This window comes from Galbibacter orientalis DSM 19592, assembly GCF_000260115.1.
GTDB lineage: Bacteria > Bacteroidota > Bacteroidia > Flavobacteriales > Flavobacteriaceae > Galbibacter > Galbibacter orientalis.
In genome coordinates this window covers 2,407,552-2,427,157 of sequence record NZ_JH651379.1, presented here as the reverse complement: position 1 = coordinate 2,427,157, position 19,606 = coordinate 2,407,552, and the positions used below count along the sequence as shown (strand labels likewise).

Annotated in this window: 11 protein-coding genes; 10 read left to right on the top strand and 1 reads right to left on the bottom strand. The window is 33.7% G+C overall.

What is annotated here, in order from left to right:
• Positions 1-54: 54 nt before the first annotated feature.
• The 10 genes from JOOMADRAFT_RS10645 to JOOMADRAFT_RS10600 all read left to right on the top strand — a co-directional run bounded on the left by JOOMADRAFT_RS10645 (position 55) and on the right by JOOMADRAFT_RS10600 (position 14,755).
• Positions 55-1,035, top strand: a complete 981-nt coding sequence (locus tag JOOMADRAFT_RS10645) for an arabinan endo-1,5-alpha-L-arabinosidase (protein ID WP_008613249.1) — start codon at positions 55-57, stop codon at positions 1,033-1,035.
• Positions 1,036-1,101: 66 nt separating this feature from the next.
• Entirely contained in the window at positions 1,102-3,084 is a 1,983-nt protein-coding gene (locus tag JOOMADRAFT_RS10640) for a glycoside hydrolase family 127 protein (protein WP_008613248.1), read from the top strand.
• A 21-nt stretch (positions 3,085-3,105) separates the two neighbouring features.
• The gene (locus JOOMADRAFT_RS10635) at positions 3,106-5,079 is read left to right on the top strand and encodes an alpha-L-arabinofuranosidase C-terminal domain-containing protein (protein ID WP_008613246.1); all 1,974 of its coding nucleotides are present in this window, start codon (positions 3,106-3,108) and stop codon (positions 5,077-5,079) included.
• 4 nt (positions 5,080-5,083) lie between these two features.
• On the top strand, positions 5,084-6,763 hold the full coding sequence (locus tag JOOMADRAFT_RS10630) for a ribulokinase (RefSeq protein WP_008613245.1): 1,680 nt from the start codon (positions 5,084-5,086) through the stop codon (positions 6,761-6,763).
• 14 nt (positions 6,764-6,777) lie between these two features.
• Positions 6,778-7,482, top strand: coding sequence for an L-ribulose-5-phosphate 4-epimerase (locus JOOMADRAFT_RS10625; RefSeq protein ID WP_008613243.1), 705 nt, complete (start codon positions 6,778-6,780; stop codon positions 7,480-7,482).
• Between the two features lie 16 nt (positions 7,483-7,498).
• Positions 7,499-9,004, top strand: coding sequence for an L-arabinose isomerase (gene araA, locus JOOMADRAFT_RS10620; protein ID WP_008613241.1), 1,506 nt, complete (start codon positions 7,499-7,501; stop codon positions 9,002-9,004).
• 112 nt (positions 9,005-9,116) lie between these two features.
• The gene (locus JOOMADRAFT_RS10615; RefSeq protein ID WP_008613239.1) at positions 9,117-10,310 is read left to right on the top strand and encodes an aldose epimerase family protein; all 1,194 of its coding nucleotides are present in this window, start codon (positions 9,117-9,119) and stop codon (positions 10,308-10,310) included.
• Positions 10,311-10,312: 2 nt separating this feature from the next.
• Positions 10,313-11,932, top strand: coding sequence for a sodium:solute symporter (locus tag JOOMADRAFT_RS10610; protein WP_008613238.1), 1,620 nt, complete (start codon positions 10,313-10,315; stop codon positions 11,930-11,932).
• Between the two features lie 624 nt (positions 11,933-12,556).
• Positions 12,557-13,585: a LacI family DNA-binding transcriptional regulator gene (locus tag JOOMADRAFT_RS10605; RefSeq protein ID WP_008613237.1), complete on the top strand. Its 1,029-nt coding sequence runs from the start codon at positions 12,557-12,559 to the stop codon at positions 13,583-13,585.
• A 249-nt stretch (positions 13,586-13,834) separates the two neighbouring features.
• Positions 13,835-14,755 carry an ROK family protein gene (locus JOOMADRAFT_RS10600; protein WP_008613236.1) on the top strand — a complete coding sequence of 307 codons (921 nt, stop codon included), beginning with the start codon at positions 13,835-13,837 and terminating at the stop codon, positions 14,753-14,755.
• Here JOOMADRAFT_RS10600 and JOOMADRAFT_RS10595 read toward each other — a convergent pair.
• Positions 14,752-19,596 carry a T9SS type B sorting domain-containing protein gene (locus JOOMADRAFT_RS10595; RefSeq protein WP_008613235.1) on the bottom strand — a complete coding sequence of 1,615 codons (4,845 nt, stop codon included), beginning with the start codon at positions 19,594-19,596 and terminating at the stop codon, positions 14,752-14,754. The two genes, JOOMADRAFT_RS10600 and JOOMADRAFT_RS10595, sit on opposite strands and share 4 nt — an antisense overlap.
• Between the last annotated feature and the right edge of the window lie 10 nt (positions 19,597-19,606).

The following is a 19,606-nucleotide window of genomic DNA, read 5'->3' as shown; positions in this document are numbered from 1 at the left end:
TTGTGAAATAATATAAAATATTTAAAATGAGATGTTTAAACTAAATTTATTCGCATGAAATTATTTTTTCAATTATGTATTGTACTGTTTTCAGCAGGAATTTTAGCTCAAGATATTATGGTTCATGATCCTGTAGTTGCCAAACAAGGAGATACATACTATCTTTTCTGTACAGGAAATGGAATTTCAAGTTACAGTTCTAAAGATTTAAAAGATTGGAAGAAAGAGCCAGCCGTATTTCAGCAAAAACCAACATGGACAGATAGTGTTGTTCCTAATTTTAAAAATCATATTTGGGCACCAGATATTTCTTTTCACAATGGAAAATACTATTTATATTATTCGGTTTCAAGCTTTGGAAAAAATACTTCTGCAATAGGTGTAGCAACAAATACAACCTTAGATGCTACTGATGCCAATTATAAATGGGAAGACGCAGGGATTGTTGTTCAATCGGTTCCCAATCGGGATATGTGGAATGCTATTGATCCAAATTTAATATTTGATGAAAACAATACGCCATGGTTGTCTTTTGGTTCTTTTTGGGAAGGTTTAAAATTGGTAAAATTAAGCAAAGATTTAAAATCGGTTGCTAAACCCGAAGAATGGCACACCCTTGCAAGACGAGAAAGAGACTTTAAGATTCTCGATAATGATCCTGGAAATGGAGCTTTAGAAGCGCCCTTTATTTTTAAGAAAAACGGATATTATTACCTGTTTTTATCGTGGGATTTATGTTGTAGAGGTAAAGAAAGTACCTATAAAATTGTAGTAGGAAGGTCTAAAAAAGTAATGGGGCCTTATCTAGATCAAAATGGGAAATCATTAGTAAATGGAGGAGGTACCTTAGTATTAGAAGGGAATAAAAACTGGTATGGTTTAGGACATAATAGTACCTATAATTTTGATGGAAAGGATTATTTGTTTTTCCATGCTTATGATGCTCAAGATAATGGAAAACCTAAGCTAAAGGTATTAGAATTGCAATGGGATGAGGAGTTATGGCCTAAAATAGATAAGGATTATTTAGATTAACTTGTTTTTTAAAATTAAAAATGTAAATTGCACACTTATAAAAGTTAACCGCCAAAACTACCTAAAATGAGAAGTCTAAGAAGAATTGACAGTACTATTTTAGTAACATTTTCTTTATTGTTATTATTTTCTTGTCAGCAAGAAAGTCAGAAGGAAGGTGTTACTACAAAAATTGAGAATGAATCGGGTTACCAAATAGAATCGGTAAATATTCAACATGTAAAATTGAATGATAATTTTTGGCTTCCTATTATAGAAAGAGTACAAGAAAGAACTATAGAATACGCTATAGAAAAATCTACAGAAGAAGGTCGCTTTGATAACTTCTTAATTGCTGGAGGAAAAATGGAAGGCGAAGTAAAAGGTGTTATGCCTTTTGATGATACCGATGTTTATAAAATTGTTGAAGGAGCATCTTACTCTTTAATTAGTGCACCGAATCCTCAACTAGAAACTTTATTAGATTCCATTATTAATGTAATAAGTATTGGTCAGGAAAAAGATGGTTATCTAACTACTTGGCGAACTATAAATCCTGCTCATCCCCCAGCAACGTGGGTAAAGGTTAATGAAGGGAAGCGTTGGGAATCTTTAGAGATGAGTCATGAATTATACAATGCTGGACATTTATACGAAGCTGCTGCTGCTCATTACGAGGCTACTGGGAAAAAGAATTTCTTAAATATAGCTTTAAAAAATGCAGATTTAATGGTAGAAACCTTTGGGCCAGAAGATGGAAAAATCCATACGGTTCCAGGACACCAAATTATAGAAACAGGATTGATAAGGTTGTATAGAATTACCAACGAAAAGAAGTATTTAGAATTGGCAAAATACTTTTTAGATGGAAGAGGGTTTCATGAAGGAAGAATGGATTTTGGTCCCTATGCTCAAGATCATGTTCCTGTTATAAAACAAGATGAAGTAGTGGGACATGCTGTTAGAGCTGTTTATATGTATGCCGCTATGACGGATATTGCGGCTATTGAGAATGATACCGCTTACCATAAAGCTGTAGATAACCTTTGGGAGAATATGGTAAATAAAAAAATGTATCTCACTGGTGGAATAGGAGCTAGGCATGAAGGTGAGGCATTTGGAGAAAATTATGAACTTCCTAATTTAACTGCTTATAACGAAACTTGTGCTGCAATTGGAGATGTCTATTGGAATCACAGATTGCATAATATGACTGGGAATGTAAAATATTTTGATGTTATTGAACGTACATTGTATAATGGTTTAATTTCTGGACTTTCATTAAACGGGACTCAATTTTTCTATCCAAATGCATTAGAATCAGATGGAGTGTATAAATTTAATCAAGGGGCATGTACCCGAAAAGATTGGTTTGATTGCTCTTGTTGTCCTACTAATGTAATTCGTTTTATTCCTTCTTTACCTGGGTTAATTTATTCTAAAACTTCCGATACAGTATTTGTAAATCTATATGCTGCAAATCAGGCAACAATAGGCTTGGAGGAAACAGCTATAGCTATTACTCAGGAAACTTCTTATCCATGGAATGGAAGTGTTAAGTTAACAGTTACTCCAGAAACAGCGTCAGATTTTACTATAAAATTACGAATTCCAGGTTGGGCAAGAAATGAGGTGCTCCCAGGAACACTTTATTCATATAAAGAAAAAATAAAAGCAGTACCAGAAGTTAAGGTTAATGGAGAGCTAGTGGAAGCAACAATTGATAATGGATATATAACACTTACTCGAAACTGGAAAAAAGGAGAAACCATTTCTTTAGAGATTCCAATGAAAGTTAGAGAAGTATTAGCAAATGAAAAAGTGGAAGAAGACCGTGGGAAAATTGCTTTGGAATATGGTCCAATTGTATATGCAGTGGAAGAAATAGATAATAAAAATAATTTTGATGCTATTACGATTTCTAATGACGATACTTTTCAAGTAAAAAAGGAGAACGATCTTTTAGAAGGGGTTAATGTAATAGAGAACAATAAATTAAAAGCCATTCCTTATTATGCATGGTCAAACAGAGGAATAGGAAAAATGAAAGTATGGTTGCCTAAAAAATAGATAAATCAACAAAAACTAAAAATGAAAACTTTAAAACAGATATACATTCTAGCATTTTTTTGTGTAGGAATAAATTATGCACAAATAACAACTTTAGAGGTAGATGCATCACAATCTATTGCTAAAATACAACCCACAATGTACGGGATATTTTTTGAGGATATCAATTTTGCCGCAGATGGTGGGTTGTATGCTGAGATGATTAAAAATAGATCTTTTGAATTTGATGAGCCTTTAATGGGTTGGGAACAACCTAATAGCGATCGTCATTCTTATAATAACAATTCAGGAATTGCTACAATTATAAAATATTCTGGAGATCAAACCAATCACAATTATTGTAGAATTACTGTAAAAGACGATCAAGGTTACAAAATCATCAATCAAGGTTTTAGAGGGATGGGGATACATGCCAAGGCTGTTTATAATCTGTCCTTTTTAGCTGCTAAAACATCGGGTAATATAAAGGAGCTTCACTTTAAGCTGGTCGGGAAAGATAAGAAGGAAATTGCTTCTACCTCGGTAGTAGTAGATGCCAACGATTGGAAAAAATATGAAGCACAATTAACGGCAACTGCAACCGCAGAAAAAGCTACCCTTGAAATAACGTTTTCTGGAACGGGAGAAATTGATATGGATATGATTTCTTTATTTCCTGAAGATACATGGAAACAAAGAAAAAATGGAATGCGTAAAGATTTGGTGCAATTGTTAGCAGATATGGATCCAGGGTTTTTACGTTTTCCAGGAGGTTGTATTGTAGAAGGAAGAACGTTAGCAAAACGCTATCAATGGAAAAAAACAGTAGGCCCTATTGAAGATCGTGAAATATTGGTCAATAGATGGAATACAGAGTTTGGACATCGTCCAACCCCCGATTATTATCAGAGTTTTGGAATTGGTTTTTTTGAATATTTCCAATTAGCAGAAGATATGGGGGCAGAACCATTACCAATTTTGAGTTGCGGAATGGCATGCCAGTTCAATACTGGAGAATTAGTGCCAATGGAAGAACTTGATCCTTATGTGCAAGATGCTTTAGATTTAATAGAGTTTGCTAATGGAGATGTTTCAACTCCTTGGGGAAAAGTACGTAGTGATATGGGGCATCCAGAGCCTTTCAATATGAAATATATTGGGGTTGGAAATGAACAATGGGGACCAGATTATATTGCGCGTTACAAGGTTTTTTCTGAAGCTATTAAAAAACAATATCCAGATATGATTATTGTTTCTGGAAGTGGTCCTTTTCCAGATGGCGATTATTTTGAATACGGAATGGAAGCGTTGAAAAAACTAAATGCAGAGATTATAGATGAGCATTATTACCGTAGTCCGCAATGGTTTAGAGATAATGCCGATAGGTATGATGATTACGATAGAAATGGTCCTAAAATTTTTGCTGGAGAATACGCTGCACAAAGTGTTGCAATTGCAAGCCCAAAAAACGAAAATAATTGGGAGTGTGCCATGTCTGAAGCAGCATTTATGACTGGATTAGAGCGTAATGCTGAGGTAGTTCAATTAACGTCTTATGCACCCTTGATGGCGCATACAGAAGGTTGGCAATGGACTCCCGATTTAATTTGGTTTAACAATCTTACTTCTTATGGGACACCAAATTATTATGTGCAAAAATTATTTGCAACCAATCGAGGCACCGATCTTATGAAAGTTACTATTGATGGTAAAAAAATAATAGGACAGAAGAGTTTATATGCTTCTGTAGTAAAAGATACAGAAACCAACGAAATGATTGTTAAAGTGGTAAATACACTATCTGAAAAAAATACTATTAATTTTAAATGGAATGGGGTTTCTGTTGCTAATAATGCTACTCAAATTGTTCTTGTAAGTGAAGGGTTGAGTGATGTAAATTCCATCAGTAAACCTAAAAATATAATACCAAAATCTAAAGAAATTAAAATAGATGCTAAAGATGGAGTTCAATTAGCTCCTTATTCTGTAAATGTATTCAAATTGAAAATTAATTAATTTAATGAGCGATAATAAATCATACGTAATCGGGCTGGATTACGGTACAGATTCTGTAAGAGCTGTATTGTTAAATGCAGCAAATGGGGAAGAAATAGCTACAGATGTTTCATATTATAAAAGATGGAAACAGAAATTATATTGTAATGCTTCTAAAAATCAATTTCGTCAGCATCCATTAGATCATATTGAGGGATTAGAACAGACTATTAAAAAAGTTGTTGCTACAGCGGGGGTAAAACCAGCTGCTATTAAAGGAATTTGTATAGACACCACAGGCTCGTCTCCAATGCCGCTTTCTAAAGAGGGTACTCCACTTGCTTTATTACCAGAATTTAGTGAAAACCCAAATGCAATGATGGTTTTATGGAAAGACCATACCGCTATTGAGGAGGCCAATGAAATTAATAAGCTCTCTAGAAGTTGGGGAGGACAAGATTTTACGCAGTTTGAGGGAGGAATTTATTCTTCTGAATGGTTTTGGGCTAAAATACTTCATATAGCCAGAGAAGATGAAGTTATTAAGAATGCTGCTTATACATGGATGGAACATTGCGATTACATCACTTATTTATTAGGCGACGAAAAAGATTTAAATACATTTAAAAGAAGTCGTTGTGCTGCTGGTCATAAAGCAATGTGGCATGAAAGCTGGGACGGACTCCCTTCCGAAGAATTTTTAGGGAAATTAAATCCGTATTTATCCAAACTAAGAAATCAACTTTATAAAGAAACATATACTTCTGATGAGGTTGCTGGAAATTTAAACTCTGAATGGGCAGAGAGATTGGGGTTAACTACAGAAACGGTAATTGCAGTTGGAACTTTTGATGCGCACGCTGGAGCAGTGGGAGCTAGAATAGAAGAGCATACGTTGGTTAGGGTAATGGGAACATCTACTTGTGATATTATTGTAGCCAATGAAAATGTAATTGGAAAAAAGGCTGTTAAAGGAATTTGTGGTCAAGTAAATGGTTCTGTAATTCCAGGAATGGTAGGTTTGGAAGCTGGTCAATCTGCATTTGGAGATTTATTAGCTTGGTTTAAAGATGTGCTTTCTTGGCCTCTTCATAATTTGGTTTATACCTCAGAAAGTTTAACCGAAGCTCAAAAAGATAATTTAAAGAAAGAGATTGAAGGGAATTTCATCAAACAATTAGCTGAAGCAGCCAAAAATATCCCGTTGGAAGAAAGTGTTCCTACAGCCTTAGATTGGATTAATGGTAGAAGAACTCCAGATGCAAATCAGGAATTAAAAGCTGCCATGATGGACTTAAACTTAGGAACCAAAGCACCACATATTTTTAAGGCATTAGTAAACGCAATTTGTTTTGGTGCTAAAAAAATAGTAGATCGTTTTGAGAGCGAAGGGGTAAAAATTAATACTGTTATTGGTATTGGGGGAGTAGCAAGGAAATCTCCTTTTATTATGCAAACTCTTGCCAATGTATTAAATATGCCAATAAAAATAGCGTCCTCAGATCAAGCTCCAGCATTGGGAGCGGCTATTTATGCTGCTGTAGCCGCTGGAATTTATAAAGACGTAATAGAAGCTAGTAAACATTTAGGAAGCAATTTTGAAGCCGAATATCATCCGCAGGAAGATCAAGTAGCGGTTTATAAAACACTATTGGAGTCTTATTCAGGACTTTCAGTTTATATAGAAAACAACACATCCAAATAATACAATTAGTAATTATGGAGTCAAAATATAAAGAATTAAAAAGAGAATGCTACGAGGCAAATATGGAGCTTAACGCATTGGATTTGGTAATTTATACCTTTGGAAATGTAAGTGCTGTTGATAGACAGAATAAGGTTTTTGCTATTAAACCAAGCGGGGTTCCTTATGAAAAATTAAAACCAGAGGATATAGTAATTGTCGATTTTGAAAACAATATTGTTGAAGGGGAAATGCGACCATCATCTGATACCAAAACACATGCGTTCTTGTATAAAAATTGGGAAGATATTGGAGGTATAGCTCATACACATGCTACCTATTCTGTAGCTTGGGCGCAAGCGCAAAAAGATATTCCTATTTTTGGAACTACACATGCCGACCATTTGGTAGCCGATATTCCTTGTGCTCCTCCAATGAAAGATAAATTAATTGAAGGAAACTACGAACACAATACTGGAATTCAGATTTTAGATTGTTTTAAAGATAAAAAGATATCCCATCAAGAAGTACAGATGGTATTATTGGGTAATCATGGTCCGTTTACTTGGGGTAATTCAGCTTCAAAAGCAGTATATAATAGTAAAGTATTGGAAGAAGTAGCAAGAATGGCTTATTTAACACTTCAAATTAATCCAAATGCACCAAGATTAAAAGATTCACTTATAAAAAAACATTACGAACGTAAGCATGGAAAAGATGCTTACTACGGACAGAAATAATAAAAAACTATAATTAATGATTTCAACGGAAAAAGAAATTTGGTTTGTAACGGGGAGCCAACACTTATACGGTCCCGAAACTCTAAAACAGGTAGCACAAAATGCAAATACCATTGCAAATGGATTGGATGCTTCTTCAAAAATTGATGTAAAAATAGTAAGTAAGAATATCGTTACAACTCCCGATGAGATAACAGCTATTTGTATTGAAGCAAATACCACAAAAAATTGTATCGGAATTATTACTTGGATGCATACATTTTCTCCAGCTAAAATGTGGATTGCAGGACTTAATATTCTTAAAAAACCATTATGTCATTTTCATACGCAGTTTAATGCAGAGATTCCATGGAATGATATAGATATGGATTTTATGAATTTAAATCAATCGGCGCATGGCGACCGTGAATTTGGATTTATGATGTCTAGAATGCGTCAGAAAAGAAAAGTAATTGTAGGACATTGGAAATCGGAAAATGTACAAAAACAATTAGGTGTTTGGACGCGTGTAGCTTTAGGTTGGGACGAATTACAACATATGAAAGTTGCCAGAATTGGCGACAATATGCGCCAAGTTGCAGTTACTGAGGGAGATAAAGTACAGGCTCAAATGCGTTTTGGACTGGAAGTAAATGGCTATGATTCTTCGGATGTAGTAAAGCATATTGATGCTGTTACAGATAAGCAATTACAGAATTTACTTGCGGTTTATGAAACGTCTTATAATTTAACAGCATCTCTTAAAGAAGGAGGAGCAAAAAGACAATCGTTAATAGATGCTGCTAAAATTGAATTAGGACTTCGTGCTTTTTTAGATGAAGGTGGGTTTAAAGCTTTTACCGATACTTTTGAAAACTTAGGAGCTTTAAAACAGTTGCCAGGAATTGCAGTACAGCGTTTAATGGCAGATGGTTATGGTTTTGGTGGAGAAGGCGATTGGAAAACGGCAGCTATGTTGAGAACCATGAAGGTAATGGCGCAAGGTTTGGAAGGAGGAACTTCGTTTATGGAAGATTATACCTATCATTTTACTCCTGAAAAATCGTATGTATTAGGCTCGCATATGCTAGAAATATGTTCTTCTATTGCCGATGGAAAACCTTCTTGTGAAGTACATCCTTTAGGAATTGGAGGGAAAGAAGACCCTGTTCGATTGGTTTTTAATTCGCCTGCTGGTCCTGCAATTAATGCTTCTTTAATAGATATGGGGAATCGTTTTAGATTAATTGTTAATGAAGTAGAAGCTGTGGAACCAATGGCAGATTTACCTAAATTGCCAGTTGCAAGAGTACTTTGGGATTGTAAACCAAGTCTTGAAGAAGCTACTACCGCTTGGATTCTAGCTGGTGGAGCTCATCATACGGTATACTCCCAAGCACTTACTACTGCATATATGGAAGATTTTGCAGATATTGCAGGAATTGAATTATTAGTAATTGATGATAAAACAAGTATTCGTGAATTTAAGAATACTCTCAATGCAAATGAATCGTATTATCATTTATTTCAACATAGAATGTAACCTTCTAAACCTAAATAGATTATGAAATGCCCATTAACAACTTTATCAAACACATAGATATGATGATTGTGGGTATTACATCTGACCTTTTTAAAATAATAAATATTAACAGATGAATTCATTTAAACAAAACTTAAAGTATATTTCACTGGTGTGTCTTGCTGTTGTTTTTACTCAATGTAAAACAAAATCGGAAAAAGCAACTGCTAATTCAGAGCAAAGTGAGATACAAGAAAACACCGAAGCTCTCCATATTTCAACCTCAGAATTTGGAAAACTTCCTTCCGGAGAAAAAATTACAAAATACCAGCTTACAAACAAGCATGGTATGGAGGTAGCTATTATTAATTACGGAGGGGTTATTACCAACTTAAAAGTTCCAGATAAAAATGGAGCTATTGAAGATGTAGTTTTAGGATTTGATTCTTTAGAAGATTATTTAATTCCGCCACCATATTTTGGAGCCATTATTGGACGTTATGGCAATAGAATTGCTGGGGGTAAATTCGCAATCGATGGAGAAGAATATACCTTAGCTCAAAATGATGGAAAAAACCATTTACATGGAGGAAATAAAGGTTTTGATAAAGTTGTTTGGGAAGTAAAGCCAATACAAGAAAAGGATTATTTAGCACTACAACTTTCTTATACAAGTAAGGATATGGAAGAAGGGTATCCAGGAAATTTAAAAACTATTGTTACTTATACATTAGACAACACAAATACATTAAAGGTTGCGTATGAAGCTACAACCGACAAGAAAACGGTGGTAAATCTTACTCAACATTCGTATTTTAATTTATCGGGAGATTTTTCTAAAACTATTTTAGATCATCAGATTATGATTAATGCTGATGCTTTTCTGCCTGTAGATTCGTCTTTAATTCCAACAGGAGAATTTAAAGATGTTGCTGGAACTCCATTCGATTTTAGGTCTCCTAAAGTTATAGGAAAAGAAATCAATACCGAAAACGAACAGTTAGAGCGTGGCTTGGGTTACGATCATTGTTGGGTTTTAAATAACCAAAATAACGGTCAGCAATTAGCAGCTACGGCTTATGATCCTGAGAGTGGGAGAATTATGGAAGTTTTTACCGATGAACCTGGAATTCAATTTTACACTGGTAACTTTTTGGATGGTACATTGCCTGCTAAAGGGGGAGGAACATATGCTAAGCGAACAGGTTTTTGTTTAGAGACTCAGCATTATCCAGATTCTCCTAATCAAAAAGAATTTCCTTCGGTGGAATTAAAACCTGGAGAGACTTATAAAACAGAAACATCTTTTAAATTTTCAACTAAATAATCATGCAATTACTAGATACTTTTGATTGGATCACGATTTCAATTTATTTTGCTGTTCTTATAGGAATAGCGGTTTGGGTAATCAAAAAGAAAAACTCAAATACAGAAGATTATTTTCTTGCTGGTCGTAATGTGGGCTGGTTTGTAGTGGGAGCTTCCATTTTTGCTTCCAATATTGGTTCAGAACATGTGGTAGGACTTGCTGGTGCTGGTGCTGGAAATAAATTGCCTATGCTTATTTATGAAATTCAAGCTTGGGTAGTCCTTATTCTAGGATGGGTGTTTTTACCCTTTTACGCACGTAGTGGGGTATTTACAATGCCAGAATTTTTAGAAAAAAGATTTGATGCTCGATCACGTTGGGTGCTTTCCGTTTTCTCAATTATTGCATATGTCCTTACTAAAATTTCTGTAACCATATATGCTGGAGGGGTTGTAGTAGCGGCTTTATTAGGAATCGATTTTTGGACAGGTGCTTTAGGAACCGTAATACTTACAGGTATTTATACCGTTTTAGGAGGAATGAGAGCAGTTGTTTATACAGAAACACTACAAGCTATTATCTTAGTTATTGGAGCAGCAGCACTTACTTTTATTGGTCTAGATAAAGTTGGCGGATGGGAGAGTATGGCAGATACAGTAGGACCAGAATATTTAAATATGTGGCGACCAATGAACGACCCAAACTTCCCGTGGTTGCCATTGCTTATTGCTAGTACCATTACTGGGATATGGTATTGGTGTACCGATCAATACATTGTTCAGCGTACCCTAACTGCTAAAAATATAAAAGAAGGACGAAGAGGAACTATTTTTGGTGCGTTACTAAAACTTTTACCTGTATTCTTGTTTTTAGTACCTGGAATTATAGCACTTACCCTAAAAATGAGAGGAGAATTAAATTGGGATAGCCCAGATGAGGCCTTTCCTGTTTTAATGAGTAATTTACTTCCTTCTGGATTGCGTGGTTTGGTAGCTGCTGGGTTATTAGCAGCTCTTATGAGTTCTTTGGCGTCGGTATTTAATTCGTGTTCTACACTTTTTACAGTTGATATTTATAAGAAGTTGAGACCAAATACTCCTGAAAAGAAATTAGTTAGAACAGGACAGTTTGCTACAGGGATTATAGTAATTATTGGTATTATTTGGATTCCTATTATGGCAAATATCTCTGGAGTATTATATGAGTATTTGCAAAGTGTTCAATCTTATATAGCACCTCCTATTACAGCAGTGTTCTTATTGGGAATATTCTCAAAAAGAATCAATGCAACAGGGGCATTTATAACTTTGGTAACAGGATTAATTGTAGCTGCACTTAGAATAGTATTAGAACTTATTAAGGAGTCTCTTAATCCAGATGGTGTGTTGTATTATATAGGACACATGAACTTCCTATATTTTGCATCTTGGTTCTTCCTTTTCTGTGTAATATTGATTGTGGTAGTAAGTTTCCTTTCGCCTGCACCATCAAAAGAAAAGGTAGAAAATCTTACCTATCAAACTATTACTGAAGAAGAAAAACGTAACAATAAAGTAAGTTATTCATGGATAGATATTTTAGTATCTATACTAATTATAGTTATTGTTATAGGGGTTATGATGTTTTTTAACGGAGCATAGAGGTTAGAATATAAAAATAGAACTTGTTTTGGTAGAATCGTACTAAGCTTTCAATTTTTTTGCACGAGTTTATACAATATGCATTCATACTTAAGTAATTAGTATGAATGCATATATTTTTAGGGAGTTACCTTAAAATTTTGGATTGAACAGTCAAATGTTTATCTATTGCCTGAAGCCTTTAACTAAGCTGCACTATTGTTTAAGTGTTTTAGAGATAGTTTTATGTAAAAAGTAAGTGTGTTTAGATTAAAAGAAGCTGTGTTAGGGTTAAAAATAGATGTTTTTAATCCCAATCAATAAAATTTAAATCTATTTCCCTTAAACTTTAATTAAAATCCCCAAAATTTTAATCTAACTAATTATAATTTTCATTCTATCGTTTAAAAATAGCATCTTTCTAATAAATAACATCATTATAACACTCAAACAGGTCATCTTTTTACCTAAATGGAGGTTGTGTTTTATAGAGGGTAAGGTTTTAAGGTACAACCAACTTAGTTGAGTTAATAGAAATACTATTAGAATTAGGATTGCTTATAATGTGCAAAGTGTTAAATTAAATTTATTTATATTAGAAGTCTTAATGAAAAATATTACCTAGTAATAATTTACTTATAGATAATGAAGAAAAAACGTATTTCAATTAAAGATATTGCTGCTCATTTAAATATTTCTGTTACCACAGTTTCCTTTGTTTTAAATGGAAAAGCAGAAGAAAAGCATATATCAAAGGCATTAACTGAAAAGGTTTTAAAATATGTACAAGAAGTAAATTATACTCCCAATCAAATAGCTCAAAGTTTAAGGACTGGACAGTCTAAAATTTTGGTGTTTATGGTAGAAGATATTTCTAACCTATTCTTTGCTCAACTTGCTAGATTGATTGAAGATTTAGCCTATAAAAAAGGATATAAAGTTCTTTTTTGTAGTAATGATAATGATGATAAAAAATCTATAGAATTAATAAATCTCTTTAAAGATAGGCAAGTAGATGGGTTTATAATTGTACCCTCTCCTAATTTAGATAAAACGATTGCTCATTTATTAGATGAGAATATCCCTGTGGTGCTTTTTGATAGATATTTTGCGTCCTTAGAAGCCAATTATGTAATTACAAATAATAAAGCTGCAACAGAGAATGCTGTAATTCATTTATTTGAAAATGGATTTAGGAACATTGCTTATATTACTATTGATGCAATACAATCTCAGATGGCAGATAGATTAGAAGGTTATGAAGCGGTTGTAGAAAAATATAATATTCCTAATTATACGCTTCAAATTCCTTTTGAAGAAACCACTCAAGGAAATAGTGAGAGGTATATTAAGGATTTCATGGAAGAAAATCCATCAATAGATTCAATTCTTTTTGCAACCAACTACCTAACGCAATCAGGGTTAAAAGTTATTAAGCAAGAGTATCCAGATTTAATAAATAGCATTGGAATCATCACTTTTGACGATAATGAACTATTTAAAACTTATAGCCCCACTATTACCGCAGTTTCTCAACCAACCCAAGAAATGGCCACTATGGCAATGTCTTTAATTTTGGATCTTATAAAAAAGAAAGATAGTTCTAAAAGTAAGCAAACAATTACCTTGGAATCTTCATTAATAGTTAGAGAATCTTCTAAAAAAAGAAACTAATCCCTCATTGAGGGTTTTATTTCCCAGAGCCTGTTCTGAGTGTATCGAAGTGTTCTACGTCTAAATGGGTTAAAATATTTTTCCTTTGAATACCTCGTAGGCTTGCCTTGAGGTAGTTGATTTATTTTCCTTTGAATAGCTCATGGGCTTGGCCCGAGGGAGTCTATTTCTATCAAAAATAGCGTATCAAATATCGAATATACTTTTAATTGCTAAATCGGTTTAGTATCTTGCGCAAAAATTGAAGAGATGCCAATAACTATTGGAGTAGATGTAGGAGGTAGCCATATTAGTTGTGCCGCCATTGCAAAAGATGGTCATAGAATAATTTCGAACACCTATTTTCATGATGAAGTAGATTCAAAAGGAAGTAAAACGGAGATCTTAAAGAGATGGGCAACTACCATAAATAAGTCGATTGAAAGTATAGCTCCCGAATTAATTGAGGGAATAGGCTTTGCAATGCCAGGCCCTTTTTTATATAAAGAGGGAATTGCAATGTTTGAAGTGAACGATAAGTACGAAGCATTGTATAATGTTTCTATTGTTGAAGAACTGCCTAAATATCTTATCGATAAAAAAATAAAACTCCGTTTTTTAAATGATGCTTCTGCGTTTGGACTTGGAAGTATTTTACATAAAGGAGAAATGGAAAATGATAAAGTAGTAGCCATTACTTTAGGAACAGGTTTTGGGGCTGCTTTTTTTGACAAACAAACCCCATTAATTAGTGGAGAATCTATTCCAGAAAATGGGTGCTTATGGGATAAGAAATTTAAAGAAGGAATCTCGGATGATTATTTTTCTACGCGCTGGTTTCTTAATAAATACAAAAAGAACTTTAACGATGTTGATGTACATGGGGTTAAATGTATTTTGGATACCGACAGGGCAGCTGCTATAGAAATATTTAAGGAGTTTAATAAGAATATGGTAGCTTTTATGACTCCCTATCTATTAAAATTTAAACCAGATGTATTAATTATTGGTGGAAGTATAGCAAAATCTTCAGCGTTGTTTTTACCTTCTTTAGAGGAAGAGTTTAATAAAATACTCCCGTTGTCTATAAAAATAATTGACAATACAGAAGAAGCAAATATAATTGGAGCCTCTCATACGTTCAATAATGAGTTTTGGAACGAGATGAAAAATAGTTTGCCTACAATTTAATTTCTAACCAAGCTAAAATGCCCCTTTGCAATGATTAAATCTTCATTGTTTGCAATAGCTGCCCTAAACCAATAATCGGTTTCTGGCATGTCTCTACCATTAAATTTTCCATCCCAACCAGGGTCATTAGCATTTAGTACTTTTAAAAGTTTACCATAACGGTCATAAATAGAAACTGTTGCATTGGAACGTATATCGGCGTCTGTAAGATGCCAAGTTTCATGGGTTCCATCTCCATTTGGGGTAAAGAATTTTGGAAATCCTAAAACTAAAATTTGTTGTTGTGCAATTCCTACACAATCATATAAATCTGCTACAGTTACAGTATGATAACCTATGGGAATATCCTCAAATACATTACTGTTTTGAGGTGCGCTATCATCTAAAGAAAATATATAGTTATCACTTCCACTTGCATTTACAACAATACTATTTTCATCAGTAAAAATAATTTCTTCAATAGTTAAAACACTTGCTGTTCGGGAGGTTGATATTTTGAAGTTTTTGGTGTTACTACACCCCAAAGAGGAGGTTACAGTAACCCAATAATCTCCATCATTATTTAGTACAATTTCTGGAGTAGTAGCTCCAGTAGACCATAAATAAGTTTCTCCGGTAGTGCCAGTGGCTGCACTTATTGTTGTTTGGGAGTTGGCAGCACATTTTACGGTAACATCTTGAATAGGAATAGTAGGAAATGGGTTGATGTTTATCTCAAATGAGGTAGTTATAAAGCAACCTGTTTTTTGGCTTTTTAATCTCACAAAAATCACATCTCCATTTATTGCTTCAAAATTTAAAATTTCTTCGGAAGCTAAGGAGTTTGTATTTGACACAGCATCCTCATGGTTTGTAAAATAACCTATTTGTTGTGCTTCTGGAATTGGGGAAACTTGAATAAAATCCGACTGTATACTCAGGTCAAAATTTGCAGTTAAACTTTCTGAGCATTTACGGAGTGTAGGAGGGATGTTATATTTTGGTAAGTCGGATACTTCAATGTAAATGTCTGTAATAATAAAGCACCCAGAGGTGGTATTAGTAACTCGAGCATATAAAGTATTTATAGAATTTATTGGCTCATAAATAGTATTTAGCTCATTAGTATTGTTTTCAGCTTCCGTTAGGTTAGGAAAATATGAAATGGATACTTTGGAAGGGTTTTGTGCAATTTGAATGTCTAAATCAGAGAGTAAAACAGTATTCATATTATCAGCGCATAGGCTTAAGGTATTGAAGGTTTTTAAAAGAGGTGGTCCCTCAACATGTAAATCTAACGGAACAATTAAATAGCAATTAGAAACAGTATTGGTAGCTCTTACATATATTAATTGGGGGTTGGTGGTATTTACAAAAGTTTCAGGATTTGAAATAGGATTGGTATTAGCTTCTGCATTTACTTCCGTATAAAAAAAATCAAGAACCACATCGTCTTGCCGTATTCCAAGGATATCAATGTTTTCATCTGTCAAATCGAAAGTAGTTATTTCATCATAATCATCATCACAGGCAATAATAGGAGCAGGATCGTTAACCAAACCTACAATTACAACATTTAATTCAAATTCTACCACTTGAAAACACCCATTATTGGACTCGATTCTAGTAAAAATAGTTTGTGGATTTTCGATATTTTCATAAGAATAAGGGAGGGAATTGGTGTTGTTGATAGCATTTATTTCAGAATAATAAAAACTAACACCTGCTATATCTGGAAATCCATTTCGGATTTCGTTTTCTACAGGTTGTAAGTCAAAGATCTCTTGTCCATTATTACTTATATCATCACAAGTATATAGGTCGGTAGGAGGGTTGTATTCTGGCCCATCCACCACAACCAAATCGAAAGAAACAGTTTCATAACAATTCTGATCCGCAGTATTTTCTATTCGAGCATATATTGTTTGCGGATTTTCAGTATTTGTAAATGGAAGGTTTTTATTAGCTGCCGAAGTTCTATTTTCTGCATTTTGTAATGAGGTGTAATAGGTAATTTGTTTTTGAGTCTGTCTATTTAGAATCTCATCGTCTTTGGAGTTAAATATAAATATCCCAACATCATCGTTATTAGTGTCGCAATATTCATAATCTGAGATAGGTTTTTTTTGAGGTTTGGAAGAAATAATAATGTCAAAGGAAACTATAGAGTTACATGTATTAACAGGATTTTCTATAAGCGCAAAAATTTTGGTAGAATTACTACTAAAATTATTCAGATTTATAATTTCATTACTACTATTATTTGCATCTTCTTCTGAAGGAAAAAACCGAACTGTACTTGTAGAAGAACTCCCAACTATTTCTGTTCTCTTTTCAGATAGATCAATTGTGGCAATTCCGTCATCATCATTATCGCAAACAAAAATATCTGTAGGTTGGTTAGCAATAGGAATGGGGAGGACTTCAATTTCAAAGTTATCTAATCCAAAGCATTGAGTTACAGTATTTGTTACCCTAACCACTATTTTTTGTGGATTTGATGTGTTTTCAAATAAAAGAGAATTTGGAATAAGATTAGTATTGCTTTCAGCATCCTCCTCAGATAAAAAATAGGATACAGAAAGTCTCGGATTTCCCTGTTTATAATGGTTACTATATTGCGTTAGGTTTATTGTGGTAAATCCATCTTGGCTATCATCACATATTTGTTGATTTCCTATGGGGTTTATTAGAATGGGAGGTGTTACTCCAATTTCTATCTCATCATCTTCAGAACAATTAGAATCGCTAATAGTAATATATAATGATTGCGGATTTTGGGTATTTGTAAAAGGGAGGTTTTTATCAATAGGGTTAAGTTGATTATCTCTGTCGGTTTCCGTTAAATAAAAAGTAACATTTACATTAGGAACAATACTGGCAATGGTAGTTTCAATTTCTAAAAGATCAAAAATCTCAACTCCGTCATTAAGTTCATCGTCACAAACATAAAACGGATTTAAATTAGTGTCACTCAACAGTCTATTCGTAAAAAGTCTTATGTACCCCAAAGTAATACATCCAGAATTTGTATTGATAATTCTTATATAAATAATTTGTTCAAAAGAAGTAGTATTTGTAAAATTAGATGGGTTATCAATTGGATTTACCCCATCTAAAGCATCTTGATTGGTAAGATGATAACTAATAGAAACGTTTGTTAGGTATTCAATAATAGGCTGTGCAGCACTTATAAGATCAAAGTTTGCAAATCCGTCCAAATCATTGTCGCATGCATCAATGGAGTTCACTGTTGTTGAAAGAAGAACCCCTTTTTTAATTTTTAGTGTAACCGTTGTTGTAGCAAAACATCGGGTAATAGGGTCTCTAATACGTACAAATAGTGTTTTAGTTTCTTGGTAGCTTATATAATTTTCACTTACAGAATTTATACCACTATCTGCCGCTGTTTGAGTTTCGTGGTAGGTAACTACGTACTTGTTTTCATCATCAATAAGTAGAGGAGTAATTTCAGAAAGATCAAAACTTTCAGAGCCCACCACATTGGTGTCGCATTTCTCTAGTGTAATATCATTATTTACAATAGGAAGCGGATTCACAATAAGATTAAAATGATTAAAAGCAAGACAACCACTCTCGTTTTCTTCTATTCTTACATGAATTGTTTGCGGATTACTACTATTTATAACAGTAGTTTGCGGATTCCTACTGGAATTAGCATCTGCTTCGGTTAGGTGGTAAGTAATGGTGTAATTACCTGTATTTCCTAGAGAATTTAAGACCTCTTCATCTTTTTCTGAAAGATTAAAAGTTTCAGAAGCATCATTTTCAGCATCACATTTTATAAAATCGCTGAGGGTAGTAGAAGCTTGCTCTGTGCTTAAACTAATATTAATTTCATCTTCAATAGTACACATATTTGAGCCAAGAGGAATAGATGCAATAACTTTAAAATTTCCACCGGGTTCGTTTGCAATAATAGAAGAAGTGGTTTGAGGAAGTTTTACGTTATTTAAAAACCATTCATAAGTAGCTTGCGGATTTTGAATGCTCGCATCTAATTTAACGGCGCTGGCACAGGTGCTAATATCAGGACCTAAATCTATTTCCGTAGTAAAACTATGTGCTTCAATAAAAATAGCAGAATCGGAGAGAGTATCTCTTTGGTCTGCTACAATAAGTTTAATCCTATAGGGTTTATTGGGTTCTATATTTGCAGTTGCAGTAAGTGGAACAGTACGTCCATTAAAGTTTGTGTTTCCTATATTATATCCATCAAAAAACTCTTCATTTTCAGCATCGCAAAATCCTACAATCTCTTGGTGGATAGTGTTTGTAGCAATTGGAATAGTTGTATTAGGAATTAAAGCTATATTTTGATAGGGTTTGGATCCATCGGCGGGTTGAATTAAAAAAGCAAAACTATCAGAATATTCGCATGGAAAATGATTGGAATATTCTTCAGAAGCTAGTAAGTAATTAAAGCTAATAGTATTTGTTCCTGCAATAAATTCAAATTCAATTGTAGTAGCATTAAAGGTTTCTGTAACCCCAGTAATAACCTCTAAATCTGGATCTCCGCTCCAATTTTCATCTCCAGCACTTAATAACTCACCATTAACCGATCCACTAATTTGGTTAATAGCTCCAGTGGTAATTACAATTCCTTCAGAGAAAGGAAAGGAGGGAGCATTATTACTAAAATATCCATAGCTTTCAATACCAGTAGCCATACCATTAATGGGAGAACTCACATTTAAAATTTCTACACAACCCTCTACAAAACTCCCCTCAATTAACTCTGGAAGTGGTTGGTTATTATCAATAGTTAGCCGTTGCGCATTGATTTTAGCAATGCATAACACACCTACAAAGATTAATGTATACCATTTTAATTTCATCCTAATATAA